This is a genomic window from Limnospira platensis NIES-39, assembly GCF_026000695.1.
Classification (GTDB): domain Bacteria; phylum Cyanobacteriota; class Cyanobacteriia; order Cyanobacteriales; family Microcoleaceae; genus Limnospira; species Limnospira platensis.
The window spans coordinates 3,164,892-3,183,545 of the sequence record NZ_AP026945.1; the positions used below are offsets into that span (position 1 = coordinate 3,164,892).

The window sequence follows — 18,654 nt, forward strand, 5'->3', positions numbered from 1 at the left end:
GATCTGAATTAGTTAAGTAAAATCTATGGACATAGCAGCAGAGGGTCAATCACCAATTTTAATTATCACGGGAATGCACCGTTCTGGCACTTCCTTGACGGCTTCTTTGCTCCAGGAGTATGGTGTCAATATTGGTCAAAATTTGGTGGGTTCCAATTATGGAAATATCAAGGGTCATTTTGAAAATATTGATTTTGTGGAATTTCATAAAGAGATTTTGCGCGATAATGGCATTGATGAATTGGGCTGCGTGGCGGAAGATAAGATATCATTAACACCGACTCAACGGGAACAGGCACAACAGCTAATTGCCCAAAATCAAGACCCATTATCTCCCTGGGGATGGAAAGATCCGAGGACGACTCTGCTGTTGGATTTTTGGGGGGAACTGATACCGGAAGCTAAGTTTATTTTTGTTTATAGAACTCCCTGGGAAGTGGTGGACTCTCTTTATCGTAGGTCTACAGATGAAGCCTTAATTACTTCCCCAGAAATGGCGGTTAAAATGTGGATTTTTTATAATAAAAAGCTGCTAAACTTTTATAAAAATAATCCCCAAAGATGCTTAATTTCCAATGTTTATAAGGTGGGAAATTATACCAAAGATTTTATAAAGGCAATAAATGAAAATTTAGGTTTATGGCTAAAAATTGATGATAACCGCAGCAATTTTGACGAAAGTCTGTTAATAAATAAAATTATTAAAAGTAGGAAACCAGGATTAATTGGCTATTACTTCCCAGAAGCATTGAGCCTATATCAAGAACTAGAAGAAGCGGCGAAAAATCTGGGGAGTGGTTTAAATAATTTTGAGCGGGAAGCTGTGCAACAAAAGCCGAGTCCTAGTTGGGCGTTTAAAGATTGGTCAAATATTCGGCAACTGGAAAAAGAATGCGGTATTTTAGAAGCTGATGTTAAGCTGTGGCAAGACCATTTTCATGATGCTGTAGATAGGTTGGTTAGTAAGGAAACTGAACTAGGTAGAACTCAACTAAAACTGAATGGTTTAGAGATTAAACAACAAGATGCGATCGCCAAATTAGTTACCACCGAAGAACAATTAGGAAAAACCCAAGGGGAACTAGAAGCAAGCACCCTAGAATTGCGGGGAATGACAGCCCACGCCCACAACCTAGAAGTGGGTTTGCAAGAAGCCACAACTAAACTGGTAGCCACGGAACAAGAACTTGGACAAACCCAGGGTGAACTGCAAAAAATCCAAGACAAATATCAAGATTTTGATATCAAATATCAAGATGTCTTGAGTAAATTAATTAATACGGAAACCGAACTGGGAACGACGGAATTTAAACTACATAACGCCCAGTTAAAAATTAGCAGTTTAGAAACCGAATTAGGACAGACTCAATTTCGACTACAAACTAGCCAAGTACAATTTAAGCAAGCCTTTGCTAAACTCCGAGAACTAGAGGAGGAACTCGGACAGACCCAAATGGCGCGGAACTTGGCGGAAGGGGAATTGGCTGCGATTAAAGCCTCTAAATTTTGGAAAATTCGCAGTAAATATGCTACGGCGAAAAGGCAAGCCAGACGCACCCTAAAACCTCGGTTTTTGTCTTCTATTGATAACCCGACTAATTGGGAATTGCTGGGGTGTCGGGATAGTTATATGCAAGTTCAGGGCTGGTGTTTACATACCGGGAAGCTCAATTTAGAGGCTGTTCGCGCCCGTGTTAATGATGAAATATTCGAGGGAACCTATAATATAGAACGCCTGGACGTGGGGAATATATATGATTACGTCCCCGGTAGTTCTAACTGTGGTTTTGGGGTACAAATTCCCCTAATTCCAGGTAATAATAGACTGCAATTAGAAGTGAAAGACACTAGGGGAAAATGGCATCAGTTCGGAGAATATCCCCTGCGAGTTTCACCCCTACAAGCTGCATTTGATGTACCTAATACAAATATAGTCCCAGTGGGAGAAACTCTATTTGCGGGTTGGTGTTGTCACCCTCAATACCAAATTACTAAACTATTCCTACGTTATGGACAGCAAACTGTAGAATGTGCCTATGGACTTCCACGGGGTGACGTGGGGGAAATTTTCTCTGACTGGGTAGGTAGTTCTAATAGTGGTTGGGAAGTGTTGATTAATTTACCTCCGGGAACTTGGAATATTTCCCTTGAGGCACAATTGGAAAATGGGGAAACAGTAGCCTTAGAAAAACAACAGCCCCTCACTGTTAAGCGCGTTAACCCTCTCAATAAAGTTTCTGGTAAGACTAAACAGTTAATTAAACTTAGCGCGGCTATTCGACAACGGGCGGCGGAACGTAAACAACGTCTTGGTCGTTTAATTCCCATGCCTTGGGAAATTCCGACTATCATACGGCGAATGTCGGAAATGTACGACCAAACCAGCGAAATTCCTGGGGAAGTATTGTTACCAACAGGGTTTGAAATTCCGGCGACTATTGACCCTTATGATGCTTGGTTAAAAGCTAACGTCTGGACAGAAAGGGCGGCTGATATTTTGCGTAACCGTTTGGCGGCGGTTCCGGCGACAGCTTTGCCGAAAATTTCGGTAGTGATGCCAGTTTATAACCCTCCTATAGAGTTTTTACAACAAGCGATCGCCAGTGTTTGTAGTCAAGTATACAGCCATTGGGAACTCTGTATAGCTGATGATTGTAGCAGCGACCCAGAAGTTGCTAAAACCCTAAATCAACTAGCCGAAACCGAACCCCGTATCAGGCTACATTTCCGGTCAGAAAATGGCAATATTAGCGCCGCCACCAATAGCGCCGCCTCACTCGCTACCGGAGACTTTATCCTATTTCTGGATAATGACGACGAACTCACCCCCGACGCTTTAGCAGAAATTGCCCTCTACCTAGTCACCAACCCAGAAACAGATATTCTTTATAGTGATGATGACAAAATAGACACCCAAGGTAAACGGTTTGCGCCCCAATTTAAACCGGACTGGTCGCCGGAATTACTACTATCTTATATGTACATGGGTCACGCCTTAGTAGTGCGTCATTCCCTCTTCCAAGAATTAGGAGGGTTTCGCATTGGTTATGAAGGTTCCCAAGACTATGATTTTGCCCTACGAGCAACGGAAAAAGCTCGCCAAATTGGTCATATTCCCCTAGTATTATATCATTGGCGTACTGCGCCCGGTTCCACTGCTGTTTCTGGTGCCGCCAAACCTGCTAGTTTCCAGGCGGGTCAGAATGCCATAATTGATGCGATCGCCCGCCGTCAAAGCGCCGCTACTGTTCATCAACCCCAATGGGCGGTTAAATTAAATCTAGGTATATTTAGCCATACTTTCCCCCATAGCGGACCTTCCGTAGCTATTATAATTCCCACCAAAAATCAATTAAAGCTGTTGCAAGCCTGTATTAATTCCCTGGCAAAAACCAGCTATCAAAACTATCAAATTGTAGTCATTGATAACCAAAGTGATGACCCCCAAACCTTGGCATATTTAGCCAGTTTTTCAGACTTACCAAAATGTAGGGTTCTGAAAATTTCTAATCCCGAAACTGGGTTTAGTTTTGCCCACATTAATAATCGCGCCGCTGAACAGGTAGAAGCTGATTATTTGCTATTCCTCAATAATGACACCGAAATAATTAATCCAGACTGGTTATCTCAAATGATGGGTTATGGTCAATTTGAGGCGGTGGGGGCTGTGGGTGCGCGGTTGATTTTCCCCAATGATACTATTCAACACGCCGGAATTATTCATGGGTTACATCATGGGTTAGCAGGTCATGCTTTTAAACTGACTCACCGAGATGATTTTGGTTATTTAGCCTATTCTAAAGTAGTCAAAAATTACTCAGCCGTCACCGCCGCTTGTTTACTAACTCCTAGGGCGCTATTTTGGGAAATGGGTGGTTTTAATGAGACTGATTTTGCTGTAGCCTATAATGACGCAGACTATGGCTATCGACTATCTGAGGCGGGATATCGTTGTGTTTATTGTCCTGATGCTGAGTTAATTCACAGGGAAGGAACCAGTCGCGGTTTTGGGGATAACCCCAAAGAGGTCGCCACCTTCCGCCGTCGGTATGCTAATCAAATAGACCCGTTTTATAGCCCCCATTTATCTCTGGCTAATGAGTGGTTCCAAATACAACCCCGGCGCTATTTTGGGCATAACTTAACTGTCAAAATTCAGCCTAAAGTTCTGATGTGTAGCAATGCCTTAGAATACACAGGAGCGCCTTTACATCAGCTAGAAATAGCCATAAAATTGGCGGGAGATGGGGATATAGAACCGGTCATCTTTAGTGTGACTGATGGACCCCTGCGACAAGTATATGAACAGCAGGGAATTAAAGTAATAGTCCGAGAACATCCCTTAACTGGTGTTTACGATAGACAGGGTTATGGTCAGGCTATTTCGGCTTTAGCTGAGGAGTTACGCCTTGATAGTTATGACCTGGTTTATGCGAATACTTTAGAGAATTTCTTTATGGTAGCCGCCGCCGAAAATATGGGGGTTCCCTGTGTGTGGAATGTCCATGAAAGTGAACCGTGGCAGACCTATTTTAATCGCTTTGGGGGTGAAATTGCTGCCCAGGCTTTGGAGTGTTTCCACTTCCCCTATCGGGTGATTTTTGTGGCTGATGCTACCCGTAACCAATATTTGCCACTGAATAGCCACCATAATTTTATCACTATTCATAATGGCTTGGATGTCGATCGCCTTTTAACACAGGCAGAAAAATGGACGAGGAAATCAGCCCGCGAAACCTTGGATATTGACCCCGGAGAAATCGCGATTTTATTATTAGGAACAGTATGCGATCGCAAAGGTCAACAAGACCTAGTGAAAGCCCTACCCTTACTACCCCCCCAATGGCATTCTCGCATCCGTTGTTTAATTGTAGGCGATCGACCCAGCCTGTATAGCAGTCAATTAGCCAACCTAGTTAATCAACTACCAGAGTCCTTGCGTAATCGCGCTTCTATAGTCTCAGAAACCCCCGATACAGCCCTTTATTATCGGGCGGCGGATATCTTCATTTGCACCTCCCGCATCGAAAGTTATCCCCGCGTAATTTTAGAAGCCATGGGTTTTGATTTACCAATTATCACCACCCCTGTATTTGGCATTCCTGAACAAGTGCGCTGTGAAATTAACGCCCTATTTTATACACCCAATCAACCCGATGAGTTAGCCAAATGTATCACCGAACTACTCGAAAATGAGCGTAAAAGGCAGCAATTCGCCCAAAATGCCAAATATGTCCTAGACTCCCTCAATCGCTTTGAGGAGATGACAGCAGCCTATGGTGAGATTTTCCAAGAAGCCTATTTAATGAATCCTCATCCTCATCCTCAGTTATCCCAGGAAGCCCCCGAATTAGAAGTTGTAGAAACAGAAACCATCCCCGAAACCCCAGTGCCACCAGAAACTGTTACCATAGAAGCCCCCCAGGATAAAAACTATTGGGAAACCAACCCCACTGCAGCCATAGCTAGTCAGTGGGTATCCAACCCCATTGTAGCTAATACCATTTATAAGCGAATGTCTGGTGGTCAGAGTCAAAAATATTGGCTACGATGGCTAATTGAAGACTATTTTACCCAGCGAAATTTCGACCAATTAATCTCCCTAGGTTGTGGTATCGGCAACCATGAAATCGTCATGGCACAAGAAAGGTTTGCCAACCATATTGATGCCTTTGATTTCTCCGAAGCATCCCTAAATATTGCCCGCCAAACTGCGGCCAATGTGGGAGTTAATATCAACTTTTATCAGGACGATTTCAATACCTTTACTCTTGATAAAGGCAAAAAATACGATATTGCCTTCTGTTCGGGATCCTTACATCACGTCAAAGAAATCGAGAGATTTTTAGGCATAGTTCACGGCTGCCTTCACCCCGATGGCTACTTTATCATCAATGAATATGTAGGGGATAATTACTGCATTTATAGCCCCCATCAGGTGCAAATAATTAACCGCCTGTATAAATGCTTTGGGGAAATCTTGCGTTCTGGAATTCAAGAAAACTTTATCAATCCCACCATTCATCAAGTCTTCGCCACCGACCCATCCGAAGCCGTGCGTTCTAAGCTAATTTTACCATTCATCGAATACTACTTTAATATCGAGGTATACAATCCCTTTGGCGGTGCTATTCTGCATCCTCTGTATCCCCTGTTAGAACATACGCAACTGTTACCCGGCGACCCCAAATCAGAAGCATTAGTTAGGCTATTATTAGAATTTGAAGAAATCCTGATGGAAATACCCGGAGGTTTAGCGTCAGATTTCTGTTTATGTGTTTTACGCCCCAAACAGTTCTAAAATCATCCGACTCCGTGTGGGAACTTCCCTCTCCCGGAAACCCCAAAACCAGATATCTGCTCCTTGTTCAACATCCCCGCTAAATTTTTCGCCCTCATTCCGTTTCTCATAACCAAAATAACGGTAAACTAAAAACTACAAGACCTAGACTGAAAAACCCATGCTAGACGAACAAGCAAAAACAACTATTCTCCGAACAATGCCCCACGCCCTATATATTTGTGGAGTCAAAGAAGGAGACGAAATCAATGGTTTTACCGCCAGTTGGGTGATGCAGTCATCCTTTAAACCTCCCCTAGTGGTAAACTGCGTTCGCAATGACTCCCGGTCCCACGCCATGATTAAAGCCAGCGGTGTGTTCGCCCTGACTTTTTTAGAATTGGGACAAAAAGACATTGCCCAAAAATTCTTTAAGCCGCAGCGTTTAGTCGGTAGCAAATTCGAGGACCTGGAATTTTACCTAGGAGAAACAGGCTGCCCGATTCTCTCAGATTCTCTAGGCTACATCGAGTGTAATGTAGTTGGTAGCGTGGAAAAAGGTGACCACTCGGTTTTCGTCGGGGAAGTAATCGCGGCCGGAGTTCACCGAGAAGGGGAAATTCTCTCCTTAGCGAGTACAGGATGGAATTACGGAGGTTAAAACAGGATTTATGCCACTGATTAAAGTCAAAACATCGATTTCTCAACCGGAAAAATCCCAAGTTGAAAGTTTACTCAAGGATTTGTCAGCATCTCTGGCTAAACATCTAAGTAAACCCGAATCCTATGTGATGACTGCTTTTGAACCTGATGTTCCTATGACCTTTGGTGGTACTACAGACCCGGTCTGCTATATGGAAATCAAAAGTATTGGTAACATCACTCCAACGACTACTAAAGCTATGAGTCAGGATTTCTGCCAAAAAATTAATCAGGCTTTAGGTGTCCCCAGCGATCGCATATATATTGAGTTTGCTGATGCACCCCGGACTATGTGGGGCTGGAATGGTGGCACATTCGACTAGGTGACTTAACAGATCCTTAACAGTTGACATCAGACCTGCTGTGAAATTAACGGCAATTGGCAACCCTCTCCCACCGGGAGGGGGAATCAGTTTTAATTATGCCACTGATTAAAGTCAAAACATCGATTTCTCAACCGGAAAAATCCCAAGTTGAAAGTTTACTCAAGGATTTGTCAGCATCCCTGGCTAAACATCTAAGTAAACCCGAATCCTATGTGATGACTGCTTTTGAACCTGATGTTCCTATGACCTTTGGCGGTACCACGGACCCGGTCTGCTATATGGAAGCGTTTACCGTTGTCTTGGAATTGTAGAAGTCCAGATTGGTGTCAAGGGACTTAATGCGATCGCTTTTTTGTCCTAGCTGGGAATTTGTACTTATCTTGTCCATTTTCCCAGTAGGTTGTCCTCGATTTGGCCAGTCTGATTAATTACTCCTTGGCTTTTCCTCTGGGATGGTTAATCCGGCTAGTGCGATCGCTTAATCCTGTTGGGTACTGCCTATATTGATTTAGGATTGTGTAAATCAGCTTCATTAATTCGTTGTCTCTGGAGTTAACCTCTGATATCAGTTTCTGATTTTGCTTCATTAACTGCCAGACTAAAAAAACGGTAATACCATCAGTTCCCAGTTTGACTATCTCAGGTAATACATTAGAATCCATCGTTGTTTTTTTCGTTGTCTTTTAAGATTAATTCATCATAGTAATTTGTCTTGGCTAAATATTTTTCAATATTTTTTAAAGTAAGCCAGATAAGTTGTCTGTCCCCTCGGGTTTACTTTCTGATTGAATTTCCTAATCTATTGATGTCTTCTTTATTTTTTTTTACAGTAGTTTGGAGTTCAGAATATTTTGCTGAAAGATACCAAATACCTCCCGAAAAAGAAACAAGCCAACTAATAATTAAAGCAATTTTTTCAATTTCTAGATGCATAAAGTTAGAAAATCCTGTGCTTTCAAACACTAAAATTAAGTTTTGAAAAAATTGCTTGTGGTTCGTTTTCTGGTAATCCGGATAGACTCCCAGTTATCCGAAAAATTTAGACCGTTGGTAAATTAGATTTGTTCTCTACTGCTAATTCCCGAATTCTCAAATCTTTGGAAGAATGACAATTTTCTTTCTAACCTTCTTGTCACGGAGCCATCCCGTTGCCATACTATATCAAACAATGTTTCATCAGAAACTACGTTTAATCGTTGAACATGAGGTAGTTGGTTGTGTTCTTTTTTGGCCTGGGAAAAAGCCTCAACAAATTCGTAAAGTTCTACGGTAGCATCTACGTTTTCAGCGTCAGTGCCTAATGAAGCCAGCAAGGTTTTTAACGTTGAACCATCTGGGAGATGGTTGATTAATTGACTGATAGAGATATCCATATTAAGCTACAAAAGCCTCAATTCTTATAGCACAAAACATAACATTTAGGACGTATAATGGCAAGGATATCTACAGAAGACCCAAAAGGCCAGCCCCCTACAGTTACGACCTTAGACAAAAAGTTATCAATGCAATTGAACTATACGGTATGTCCAAAACCAAAGCCAGTCAATTTTTCCATCTCAGCCGGAACACTATCAATCTCTGGCTGCAAAGAAAAGAACACACCGGAGACTTCCTCCCTAAACCTAATCACCGACCTGGCAATAACCACCAAATTACCGACTGGCAAAAATTCAAGGCTTTTGCCCAAGAGCATGGCCACAAAACCTCCGCTCAAATGGCTGAACTTTGGGATGACGACATCTCTCCTGGCACCATATCCAGAGCCTTGAAGAAAATTGGCTTCACCAGAAAAAAACTTACGGCTACCAAGAAGGTGATGAGCAACAGCGAGAGGAGTTTATTGCTCAGATTCAACATATGGAGCCGGAAGGGTTGGTTTACCTCGATGAAGCTGGCATGAATAGTCAAGACTCGGATTATCCTTATGGTTACTGCCAGGAAGGACAACGCTTCCATACCCTCAAATCAGGGAAGAGGCAGGGCAGGGTGAGCTATATGGCCGCATGGTGTTATCAACAACTCTTAACTCCCTTTACCTTTGAGGGTTGTTGTAATCGGACAGTGTTTGAGTTGTAGTTGGAGTTTATCTTAATTCCAACATTGAAGCCAGGTCAGACTCTAGTATTGGACAATGCAACGTTTCATAAAGGGGGGCGGCAGGCTGAACTGGTGGAGGCAGCTCAATGCCGTTTGCTCTATCTTCCGCCTTATTCGCCAGACCTCAACAAGATAGAGAAATGTTGGTCGTGGTTGAAAGCCCGCATTCGCCATTGCACGTGAGCAGTTTGATTCTCTCGATGATGCCATGGATTCTGTTCTCAAGGCTGCGTCCTAACCGCATTGACTAATGCTATATATCCCCACCGTGACCTGTGGGCATATCCCCACTATGACAATTGGGCTTTAGCTTCTGGTCACATCCTTCACCCTCTAACCATGCGCTTACATTTTTCACTACTGCCTTGTCAATAGCATTACTCACTTGTTTATAGGCAGAGCATTAGAGGGGTTACAACGTTCCGTTTATATGGGCATTCCATCGTTAGATTTGTCCTCAGAACCGGGGTAGTTTAAAGGTCTGTGCAGGTAGTCGTAAGAGCCCCCTACTTTTCCCCTTGTCCTTTTGGGCGCAGCGTGTCCACCTATTTCGCTGCTAGTGTATTACGATGGTTCAAGCCGGACATTCAGTTTCCTTAATCATGGATGGTTGGCAGTGGTCTCGATTCCGGTATTAGATTACACCTCGGAGCCTTCCGTTCCCCGCTTTAGTCCTAGGGTTGTGAGTCCTAAAACTAGGGGTGGCTATCGCCGTTACCCTCTGCTCTGTGATTTCTCAGTTCGCTTAGGACCTTGGGTTCCCTGCCTTGCTTAGTTCCCTAAGCGTCGGGACATATAAACAGTTATGAGGATGGTCAGGAGAGGTTTCCTTATATCCAAACTCGGGGCTGGAATCCTCACCGGCTAGTGATTTCTGGCATTTCATCCCTATTTCATACCCGAACGTCTCGCACCTTGCGCTTACACTTATCACTACTGATTACCTCGACCAGATATTCAGAGTGCTGGAGGACTTAAAACGTTCCGTTTATATGGGCATTCCATCTTTAGATTTGTCCTCTCCACCGGGGTACTTTTTAAAGGTCTGTGTAGGTAGTATAGTGAACCTCCTACTTTTCCCCTTGTTCTTTTGAACGCAGCGTATCAACCTATTTCGCTGCTTAGTATTGACGATGGTTCAAGCCGGACATTTGGTTTCCCTAATCATGGATGGTTGGCAGTGGTCTCGATTCTGGTGTTGGGTTACACCTCGGAGCCTTCCGTTCCCCGCTTCAATCCCAGGATTGTGGGTCCTGAAACTAGGAGTGGCTATCGCCGTTACCCTCACCTCTGTTTCGTTACGTTTCCGTTATGTTAAGAATTGTTACGAATTGTTACAGATTATGTTAACCTGGGGTTCCCTGCCGGGTTTTGGTATCGTATGATACCAAACGTCGGGACATATAAACAGTTATGGGGTCGGTCAGAGGCGAGCCTCTTATATTCAACCAAGGGGTTGAAGCCCCACCAGATAGCTATTTCAGGCATTACCGCCTTATTTCGTATCTGAACGTCTCGCACCACCAAGTATAAACTAATATTTTTGCCCAAGTTTGAAGTGAAAAATCTGGTCAAGAGAGGAAAACGACGCTTGGCCACGAAAACGGGACGCGCCATGGTGACATGGGCTCATTACCGTTTTCAGACTTTGTTGAAGCATCAAGCAGCTAAGTATGGCTGTGTTGTAGTAGACGTAACGAAAGAGTACACCAGCAAAACCTGTTCAAAATGTGGTCACATTCACACCCAACTAGGAGGCAACAAACAATTTGTTTGCCCTAATTGTGGTCATAGGATAGGACGTGATATTAATGGAGCCTTTAACATTCTGCCCTTGGCTTTGAGAGATACCTCCACTAATGGCGTGATTACCTCATTCCAGATGGTGCCATACTCATAAACTTCCGGCTATTGCCAGATTTTTCCTGGTTAAATGTATCTGTCAAAAACACCGTAGCAGTTGTATGCTAAAAGTTTCGGCCGGTAAGGGGCTGATCACATTTTGGCGGTTTAAGGTAAATCTGTGGACTTAAATCAAATTTTTAACACTGAAAATCCCATCATTGGAGTAGTGCATCTGCTGCCGCTTCCCACCTCCCCTCGATGGGGTGGGGATATCAAAGCAGTAATCGATCGCGCTGAACAAGAAGCAACTGCCCTCGCCTCCGGGGGTGTACATGGTATAATTGTCGAGAACTTTTTTGATTCTCCCTTTGCTAAAGATAAGGTAGATCCAGCGGTGGTCAGCGCCATGACCATGATTATCCAACGGCTGATGAATCTAGTTACAGTCCCCCTGGGAGTCAATGTCTTGCGAAATGACGGTGAAAGCGCTTTGGCGATCGCATCCTGTGTAGGAGCCCAATTCATTCGTGTCAACGTCTTAAACGGCGTGATGGCTACCGACCAGGGAATAATTGAAGGCAATGCTCACCGACTCCTGCGCTATCGTCGAGAATTAGGAAGCGATGTTAAAATATTGGCAGATGTCCTAGTCAAACATGGCCGACCTCTGGGTTCTCCCAATCTGACAACAGCAGTTAAGGAAACCACAGAACGAGCCTTAGCTGATGGAATTATTCTATCAGGCTGGTCTACTGGTAGTCCCCCTAGTCTGGAAGACCTGGAACTAGCGCGGACTGCAGCGGGTGATACTCCCGTATTTATCGGCAGTGGGGCTGATTATGAAAATATTTCTACCCTCATTAAAGCTGCTGATGGCGTGATTGTTGCCAGTTCCCTTAAACGACATGGCCGCATTAGTCAACCTATTGATCCCAGTCGCGTTAGTCAGTTTGTCGAGGCTATGGGGCGTGGTTTACAGCCAGGAACAACAGACCCCTGGACACTTAAACCACAGTCGGAACTACCTAGTAAACTGAAACCCTAATCAGAAACTGAAAACATTTCCTATGGTTAGCAGTCCTTCTACTCCCTGGATTTATCGCCACTCTCGTCTAATTATTCTCACCATCGCTATTATAGGGGCGATCGAAACTGCCTATTTAACTGCGATTAAACTCTTGGGGGGAGTGGCTGTCTGTCCTACCCAAGGATGTCATGAAGTTCTCAATAGTCCATTAGCCACCGTGGCGGGGATACCCATTAGCCTATTTGGGTTTTTAGCCTATTTCACTATGGCAAGTCTAGCCGCTACTCCCTGGCTGGTCAATCCCTCCAGTCAAAAAAACCTACGGACTAAATTAGAAGCCGCTACCTGGTGGATTATGTTTAGTTTGGCTACCGCTATGGCGGTTATGAGTGGCTTTTTGATGTATCTGCTGGCCTTTGAACTGCAAGCCTTTTGTCCCTACTGTGTGGCTTCTGCGATTTTCTCCATTAGTCTCTTTGTCCTGACTATGGTGGGGCGATTTTGGGATGATTTCGGACAACAGCTTTTAGTTGGGGTGGCTGTGACTATGGTGGCTTTGGTCACTCTCCTGGGGGTTTATGATGCACAACCTACCTCAGCCACTCCACCGCCTACCCTCGTCAGCCGTCAGATTACTACTAATTCAGGCGCGGCGGAAATATCCCTCGCTACCCATCTTCAACAGATTGGCGCTCAAACTTTTGGTGCTTATTGGTGTCCCCATTGCTACGAACAAAAGCAGCTTTTTGGCCGTCAGGCTTTTGCTATACTAGATTATGTAGAGTGCGATCCACAGGGTCCTAACGCACGACCACAACTGTGTCAACAAGCTGGAATTAATGCTTATCCGACTTGGGAAATTAACCAAAAATTCTACCAGGGACGGTTATCTTTACAAAAACTGGCGGAGTTGTCTGGTTATGAAGACAGACAGGATTTTGCTAATTCTCCCTTTGATTAACTTTCACAGCTTCTGAGGTTGAGCGATCGCTCTCACCATAATTTTAACTGTCTATAATCAGGGTGGGTCTGAGTTCCATCACATTTGTAGGGATAAGCGATCGGATGTTCATAATCTTCCAGGGACTTGCTCAGTATCCTCAACAGGGTTTAACTTCCCTAAAATTATGGTTTTTGGAACGTAAGCACATCTGGATTACCTCTTCTGGAGTGGCGGCGGCGGTGCTTCTGGTCAGGTTTTTAGGACTTCTACAAACCTCGGAATTAGCTGTTTTTGATGTGTTAGTCCGGGCTCGTCCTCCAGAAACTCCAGAAGACCGGATTGTGATTATTGGTATTGATGAACAGGATTTAAGAGAGTATGGGTTTCCGGTTGCTGATGAGATTTTAGCTGATTTATTAGACATTATTAATGACGCAGAACCTAGGGCGATCGGTTTAGATTTATATCGGGGTATACCCATGGAACCCGGTCACGCTCAATTGACCGAAGCCTTAATAAATATCCCTAATTTAATTGGTATTGAACTACTGGAAACTCTCAAAGTTGCCGCCGTTCCACCTCCCCCGGCTTTGGCGGAAATAGGTATGATCGGATTTAATAACTTTGTCATTGACTCCGATGGTCGCGTTCGTCGCAATTTATTATATGCTGGTAATTCTGATGGTCAAACCCGACGTAGTTTTGCCCTTCAGTTGGCTTTAATAGAACTCAAATATCAAGGCATTTTTCCAATTTTAACTGATAATTCTGAAGTGGAATTTAATGGGGTAGTTTTTCCCAGATTTCAACCTAATGATGGCCCTTATGTCCGCGCTGATAATGGTGGTTATCAAGTATTAGCTAATTTTCGCAATCCCGCCGTAGGTTTTCAAACGGTTTCCCTCAGAGATGTCTTAAATGGAAATATCCCACCATCTCTATTTAACGATCGCATTGTCATGATTGGCTCTACGGCTTTTAGTGTTAAAGATTTTCATTTGACCCCCTACAGTAGCAGTCTATTTGAAGAACCTCGTTTTATTTATGGCGTGGAACTTCATGCTAATTTTCTCAGCCAAATTTTAACTACCGTCCTAGAAGACCGTCCCCTGATGTCTACTTGGTCAGAAACTGTAGAATGGCTATGGATTATCTTCTGGTCTTGGGTCGGTGCTAGTTTGTCCTGGAAACTGCGATCGCCCTATCGTTCCACATTAATGATTATTGTCATTGGCGGCGGTATCTTGACCGGCGCTTATCTACTGCTTTTAATGGGTTGGTGGATTCCGGTTGTACCACCTTTAATTACCCTGGGAGGTTCGGGAATTGTCGTCACCACTTACTTAGCACATATTCAAGAAGAATTTAAACGCTCAACCGATTTCCTTAATAGTATTATTAACACCATTCCTGACCCCATCTATGTCAAAACTAAAGACCATAAAAAAATGGTGGTTAATCAAGCCTATTCGCGATTGGTAGGGTTTCCAGCGGACATAATTTTGCAGAAAAGTGACCATGATTTATTCCCTCCCGCAGAGGCTAAGGTTTTTTATCAACAGGATGAACTGGCTTTTCAGACTAACTGGGAACAGGAAAATGAGGAAAAATTAACTGATGCTAGTGGCGTAACGCACTGGATTGCGACTAAGCGATCGCTTCATCAAGACGCAGCAGGTAATCTCTTTTTAGTTGGTATAATTCGCGATATTACCGAACGCAAAAAATCCGAAGAAACCCTCCGCAAACTAGCCGAACAGTTAGAAAAATATAACGCTGAACTCCAGCAAAGGGCTGACCATGACCCTCTCACAGGTTTACCCAATCGCCAACTATTTGAGGAACGCCTTACCCAAGCCTTAGTATGGGCTGATACTAATCAAAAATTCGTCGGGCTATTTTTTCTTGACCTTAACAATTTTAAACCTATTAACGACCAATACGGACACCATGTCGGCGATTTAGTGCTTAAACTGGTCGCCGAACGTTTGCGAGGCTGTTTACGCGCTAGTGACACCGTGAGTCGCCTTGGGGGTGATGAATTTACTGTCATCTTACCAGGAATCCCTAGCCATGCTGATGCGGTCAAGGTGGCGGAAAAAATCCTAGACCAGGTAACTCAAGAGTCAGAACTCAATGGCTATATTATTACCATTGGTGTGAGTATCGGAATTAGCCTCTATCCCCTCGATAGCCAAGATTATGAAACCTTAGTCCAAAAAGCTGATGCGGCTATGTATAGGGCTAAAAGCCGACATCAGAACTCCTATGAGTTGACCCCTCCTGTCGAACCCAATATCAGAGAATCTTGACTTGTATAAAAATACCTATTCCTGTATATTAGATGTTGAGGGTCTATATCTTAAAACTTAACAATTCTTTACAAAAGCTAGATCCGTGGCAGGATACCACTTTAGAGATTGTGTTTTGGCTCAGTAGCCCCTTGTAGGAAAATACATCCGTAAAATCACTGATATAATAAAAAGTAGACAGTAAAGGGAATCTATGAGCCGATAATCAGGCGATTGAGTTCACAGAGGTTATGTTCCATTATGAGATGCTTACTCAAATTTACAACTGTCTTAGTTTTAGTCGTCGGGTCTGCGTTCAGCATAACCACTGTTGCTGAGGCGAGAAGCTCGTCCATAGGTGACGAAGTTGTAACAGCCTGCAATAATCCCTTTAATGCTTCAGCCTGTCAAGCTCAAGATCCACCTGTTAATGATACTCCTAACTCAGGAGGCGGTGGGGGCGCTTATTAATAATTAATGAGATGAGGGCTGGTTCAGCCATCTGTGAGGTTTTCAGCCATTGGCGTACATCAGTTGTCAATGCTCCGGTCGTCATACCTATTTGCCGATTCTGAAGCTACTGGCTGTCATTAAAAGTCCGGGGTGAATTGTCGGCAAAAAAACATTTTCTTTTCAGGGCTTTTGACAATAACTGATTATATTGATTTTTACTGATAATAAAGGCTCCAAACCGCTCTAAATGAGGGTTAGTCATTTGGGCATCAAATAGGACAAAATCCCGTTTTCGCAGGTGTTCGACTAGCTTCACCATCGCCACTTTTGAACCGTTAGGAATATTAAAGAACATAGACTCGCCGATAAAAGCGCCGCCGATCGCAATTCCCAAAATCCCCCCAGCCAGGCGATCGCCCTCCCAGGTCTCGAAACTATAAGCCCATCCCTGGCTATTTAACAGTCGATAAATCCGCTTTAATTCCCCAGAAATCCAAGTATTTTCTCGGTCAGCGCAGCCTTGAATGACCGCCTCAAAATCCCGATTAATAGCAACTTGAAAGCGATTTTGATTAAGGAATCGTTGAAGCGATCGCGGATAGTGGAAGCGTTGATCTAGGGGAATCAAAGCCCGTTGGTGGCTGCTGTACCATCCTAGGGAGTCTTCCCCATCATTTGCCATCAAGAAATACCCTTGAGCATATCCTTCAATAATCGCCGATATATCATATTGCATATTACCAGAAATGTGATAGGATATTAAATTGGTCTATAATTAGTTTTTATCAAGTCAGTAATATGGTGAATAATCCTTCTTATCCGATGCTTGAGCATACTTTGAGTCAACTGTTAAACCAAACCGAAAAAGATTGGGGATATTTACGGATCCACAAAGTTGATAATGCTTACACTGTCAGAATGTGGGGTTCAACGGACACAATTTTACGGTTTCAGAGTAATGAAAATACTCGGTCCTATCGTCTATTTTGGTATCGTCGCCCCAAGCCGTCAGTATCAATTCAGAGTCGCACCACCACCAATAAAGTTTTAGACCCCAAAACCAAAACCTATAAGGTCAAGAAGTATAAAACCTATCAAGTGTGCTGCAAAATCGAGGCTAACCAGGTAGAATCATCGATTAACCGCATATTTGCGGAAATGGTGAGAGTTCACCTAGTAGCATTGATCGAAGCTAGAATAGAGCAACTGGACCGAGATGATCACACTGGGACAGAAAAAACCTTAGAGTCACCAGTTGTGACTGTCATTCAAAACTAACTGACGCAAACACACTAGAGATCATATGATTATGGCTGAACCGCCCAAACCGATTACCCTACCCCCTGTTGAAAATCCCCTACAGGAAGGGGAGTGGCTGAAAAAGACCTTACATGACTGGCTCGATCGCGAATTTATACCGGAAGCGGTGAACGCCGAAATAGCGGAACGCGCCTCACAGATTTTCGTGCGCCAGCGCATAGAGGGGGAAAACGACCTAGGCTGCTTAGTGATCGCCATTGTGACGGAAATGGAATCATTCGACTTTTCCAAAACCTTTTTTGGTGAGTTTGCGATCGCCAATGCCGTCAGCGATTTACTATTACAGAGTCTAGGATACGAGCGTTGCTGCGGTCAGTAGAGAGTGTTGATCGGGAATCGGGGAATCATCCCAACTCCCCACCGACACCGATCCTACCAGCTAGACTTAACCACACCGGGTAAAAGTCCCTGGTGAGCCATTTCTCGCAGTTGGTTGCGGCACAAGCCAAAATCGCGGTAATATCCCCTAGGCCGTCCGGTTACCCAGCATCGATTCCGTATACGAGTCCGAGAACTGTTGCGGGGTAGTTGCTGGATCTGGCGGTGAATAGTCATTTTTTCGACCTGAGAAGTCGCACTATTAAACTGTTCTTTCAGTTCTTGGCGCTTGTCGGAATATTTATCAACCAATTGTTTGCGCTTTTTATCGCGCTCGATCATGCTTTTTTTAGCCATTTTTAGAGTTAACGCCTCCTAATCAAGTTTAGATACTCCTACTAGCCGATCTGTGCTGATGGGCATAAATCTGACAATTGACAATTGTAACACGCCGGATTGCGGGCTGTACAGATCTCACGCCCATGATAAATCAATCTGATCGACCAATTTTCCCAATCTGGCTGAGGTAGAACCTGCATCAAATCCCGCTCAATGCGAACGGGGTCTTGATGCTGAGTCAATCCCAGCCGTTGACTGAGACGACGCACATGGGTATCAACAGTCACGCCCATATTAATCCCGTAAGCATTAGCCATGACCACATTAGCGGTTTTACGGGCTACTCCCGGTAATTCGAGCAATTGTTCCATGCGTTTAGGAACTTCCCCGCCGAATTTCTCAGTAATGATCCGGCTTGATTCTTTAATATGGCGAGCCTTGTTGCGATAAAATCCAGTCGATCGCACCAAAGTTTCCAACTCTTGCAAATCCGCCGTCCCCATAGAGAAAGCATCAGGAAAGCGCTTAAATAAAGCTGGTGTCACCTGATTAACCCGTTCATCAGTACATTGTGCTGAGAGGATAGTGGCTACCAATAGCTGTAAAGGTGTCTCATAGTTGAGAGTACAAGCGGCATCAGGATATAAACGCTTGAGGCGCACCAGAACTTCCAGGGCGCGATGTCGCAGTTTATGGTGTTCGTGGCTGCTCAT

16 protein-coding genes and 1 pseudogene are annotated in these 18,654 nt (G+C 44.0%); 11 read left to right on the forward strand and 6 right to left on the reverse strand.

Annotated features, from left to right (window positions below):
• Positions 1-25: 25 nt before the first annotated feature.
• From N39L_RS15535 to N39L_RS15550, 4 genes are all read left to right on the forward strand, one after another.
• Positions 26-6,301 carry a glycosyltransferase gene (locus N39L_RS15535; protein ID WP_014275671.1) on the forward strand — a complete coding sequence of 2,092 codons (6,276 nt, stop codon included), beginning with the start codon at positions 26-28 and terminating at the stop codon, positions 6,299-6,301.
• A 160-nt stretch (positions 6,302-6,461) separates the two neighbouring features.
• Positions 6,462-6,941 (forward strand): flavin reductase family protein, encoded by a 480-nt coding sequence (locus tag N39L_RS15540; protein ID WP_006618155.1) that lies wholly within the window; start codon positions 6,462-6,464, stop codon positions 6,939-6,941.
• A gap of 10 nt (positions 6,942-6,951) precedes the next feature.
• Positions 6,952-7,305, forward strand: coding sequence for a phenylpyruvate tautomerase MIF-related protein (locus N39L_RS15545; protein WP_006618154.1), 354 nt, complete (start codon positions 6,952-6,954; stop codon positions 7,303-7,305).
• A 98-nt stretch (positions 7,306-7,403) separates the two neighbouring features.
• Positions 7,404-7,619 (forward strand): phenylpyruvate tautomerase MIF-related protein, encoded by a 216-nt coding sequence (locus tag N39L_RS15550; protein ID WP_006669648.1) that lies wholly within the window; start codon positions 7,404-7,406, stop codon positions 7,617-7,619.
• 117 nt (positions 7,620-7,736) lie between these two features.
• On the opposite strand, the gene N39L_RS15555 is transcribed toward N39L_RS15550, so the two are convergent.
• From N39L_RS15555 to N39L_RS15565, 3 genes are all read right to left on the reverse strand, one after another.
• Positions 7,737-7,970, reverse strand: a complete 234-nt coding sequence (locus N39L_RS15555) for a hypothetical protein (RefSeq protein ID WP_014275672.1) — start codon at positions 7,968-7,970, stop codon at positions 7,737-7,739.
• Between the two features lie 112 nt (positions 7,971-8,082).
• On the reverse strand, positions 8,083-8,271 hold the full coding sequence (locus tag N39L_RS15560) for a hypothetical protein (protein WP_231852203.1): 189 nt from the start codon (positions 8,269-8,271) through the stop codon (positions 8,083-8,085).
• A gap of 92 nt (positions 8,272-8,363) precedes the next feature.
• The gene (locus N39L_RS15565) at positions 8,364-8,681 is read right to left on the reverse strand and encodes a hypothetical protein (RefSeq protein WP_014275673.1); all 318 of its coding nucleotides are present in this window, start codon (positions 8,679-8,681) and stop codon (positions 8,364-8,366) included.
• A gap of 68 nt (positions 8,682-8,749) precedes the next feature.
• Between N39L_RS15565 and N39L_RS15570 the strand changes: the two are divergent.
• The 5 genes and pseudogenes from N39L_RS15570 to N39L_RS15590 all read left to right on the forward strand — a co-directional run bounded on the left by N39L_RS15570 (position 8,750) and on the right by N39L_RS15590 (position 15,532).
• A pseudogene (locus N39L_RS15570) lies at positions 8,750-9,643 on the forward strand (IS630 family transposase).
• Between the two features lie 1,353 nt (positions 9,644-10,996).
• Positions 10,997-11,305 carry a zinc ribbon domain-containing protein gene (locus N39L_RS15575; protein ID WP_126277504.1) on the forward strand — a complete coding sequence of 103 codons (309 nt, stop codon included), beginning with the start codon at positions 10,997-10,999 and terminating at the stop codon, positions 11,303-11,305.
• 123 nt (positions 11,306-11,428) lie between these two features.
• Positions 11,429-12,295 carry a photosystem I biogenesis protein BtpA gene (gene btpA / locus N39L_RS15580; protein ID WP_006616631.1) on the forward strand — a complete coding sequence of 289 codons (867 nt, stop codon included), beginning with the start codon at positions 11,429-11,431 and terminating at the stop codon, positions 12,293-12,295.
• A 22-nt stretch (positions 12,296-12,317) separates the two neighbouring features.
• Positions 12,318-13,238: a vitamin K epoxide reductase family protein gene (locus tag N39L_RS15585; protein WP_006616632.1), complete on the forward strand. Its 921-nt coding sequence runs from the start codon at positions 12,318-12,320 to the stop codon at positions 13,236-13,238.
• Between the two features lie 104 nt (positions 13,239-13,342).
• Positions 13,343-15,532 carry a CHASE2 domain-containing protein gene (locus N39L_RS15590; protein WP_006616633.1) on the forward strand — a complete coding sequence of 730 codons (2,190 nt, stop codon included), beginning with the start codon at positions 13,343-13,345 and terminating at the stop codon, positions 15,530-15,532.
• Between the two features lie 556 nt (positions 15,533-16,088).
• Here N39L_RS15590 and aat read toward each other — a convergent pair.
• Positions 16,089-16,700 carry a leucyl/phenylalanyl-tRNA--protein transferase gene (gene aat, locus N39L_RS15595; protein ID WP_014275678.1) on the reverse strand — a complete coding sequence of 204 codons (612 nt, stop codon included), beginning with the start codon at positions 16,698-16,700 and terminating at the stop codon, positions 16,089-16,091.
• An 86-nt stretch (positions 16,701-16,786) separates the two neighbouring features.
• On the opposite strand from aat, the gene N39L_RS15600 reads away from it, so the two are divergent.
• Positions 16,787-17,242, forward strand: a complete 456-nt coding sequence (locus tag N39L_RS15600) for a hypothetical protein (protein WP_231852204.1) — start codon at positions 16,787-16,789, stop codon at positions 17,240-17,242.
• Between the two features lie 31 nt (positions 17,243-17,273).
• Positions 17,274-17,603, forward strand: coding sequence for a DUF8822 family protein (locus tag N39L_RS15605; protein ID WP_006617915.1), 330 nt, complete (start codon positions 17,274-17,276; stop codon positions 17,601-17,603).
• A gap of 53 nt (positions 17,604-17,656) precedes the next feature.
• Here N39L_RS15605 and rpsN read toward each other — a convergent pair whose 3' ends face one another.
• Positions 17,657-17,959, reverse strand: a complete 303-nt coding sequence (rpsN, locus tag N39L_RS15610; protein ID WP_006617914.1) for a 30S ribosomal protein S14 — start codon at positions 17,957-17,959, stop codon at positions 17,657-17,659.
• Positions 17,960-18,000: 41 nt separating this feature from the next.
• On the reverse strand, positions 18,001-18,654 hold the full coding sequence (gene nth, locus N39L_RS15615; protein WP_006617913.1) for an endonuclease III: 654 nt from the start codon (positions 18,652-18,654) through the stop codon (positions 18,001-18,003).

Bases quoted from the DNA above. Each gene is read 5' to 3' on its own strand.
- N39L_RS15535 (WP_014275671.1), top strand. From the start codon at position 26: ATGGACATAGCAGCAGAGGGTCAATCACCAATTTTAATTATCACGGGA.
- N39L_RS15540 (WP_006618155.1), top strand. From the start codon at position 6,462: ATGCTAGACGAACAAGCAAAAACAACTATTCTCCGAACAATGCCCCAC.
- N39L_RS15545 (WP_006618154.1), top strand. From the start codon at position 6,952: ATGCCACTGATTAAAGTCAAAACATCGATTTCTCAACCGGAAAAATCC.
- N39L_RS15550 (WP_006669648.1), top strand. From the start codon at position 7,404: ATGCCACTGATTAAAGTCAAAACATCGATTTCTCAACCGGAAAAATCC.
- N39L_RS15555 (WP_014275672.1), bottom strand. From the start codon at position 7,970: ATGGATTCTAATGTATTACCTGAGATAGTCAAACTGGGAACTGATGGT.
- N39L_RS15565 (WP_014275673.1), bottom strand. From the start codon at position 8,681: ATGGATATCTCTATCAGTCAATTAATCAACCATCTCCCAGATGGTTCA.
- N39L_RS15585 (WP_006616632.1), top strand. From the start codon at position 12,318: ATGGTTAGCAGTCCTTCTACTCCCTGGATTTATCGCCACTCTCGTCTA.
- N39L_RS15590 (WP_006616633.1), top strand. From the start codon at position 13,343: ATGTTCATAATCTTCCAGGGACTTGCTCAGTATCCTCAACAGGGTTTA.
- aat (WP_014275678.1), bottom strand. From the start codon at position 16,700: ATGCAATATGATATATCGGCGATTATTGAAGGATATGCTCAAGGGTAT.
- N39L_RS15600 (WP_231852204.1), top strand. From the start codon at position 16,787: ATGCTTGAGCATACTTTGAGTCAACTGTTAAACCAAACCGAAAAAGAT.
- N39L_RS15605 (WP_006617915.1), top strand. From the start codon at position 17,274: ATGGCTGAACCGCCCAAACCGATTACCCTACCCCCTGTTGAAAATCCC.
- rpsN (WP_006617914.1), bottom strand. From the start codon at position 17,959: ATGGCTAAAAAAAGCATGATCGAGCGCGATAAAAAGCGCAAACAATTG.
- nth (WP_006617913.1), bottom strand. From the start codon at position 18,654: ATGAGCAGCCACGAACACCATAAACTGCGACATCGCGCCCTGGAAGTT.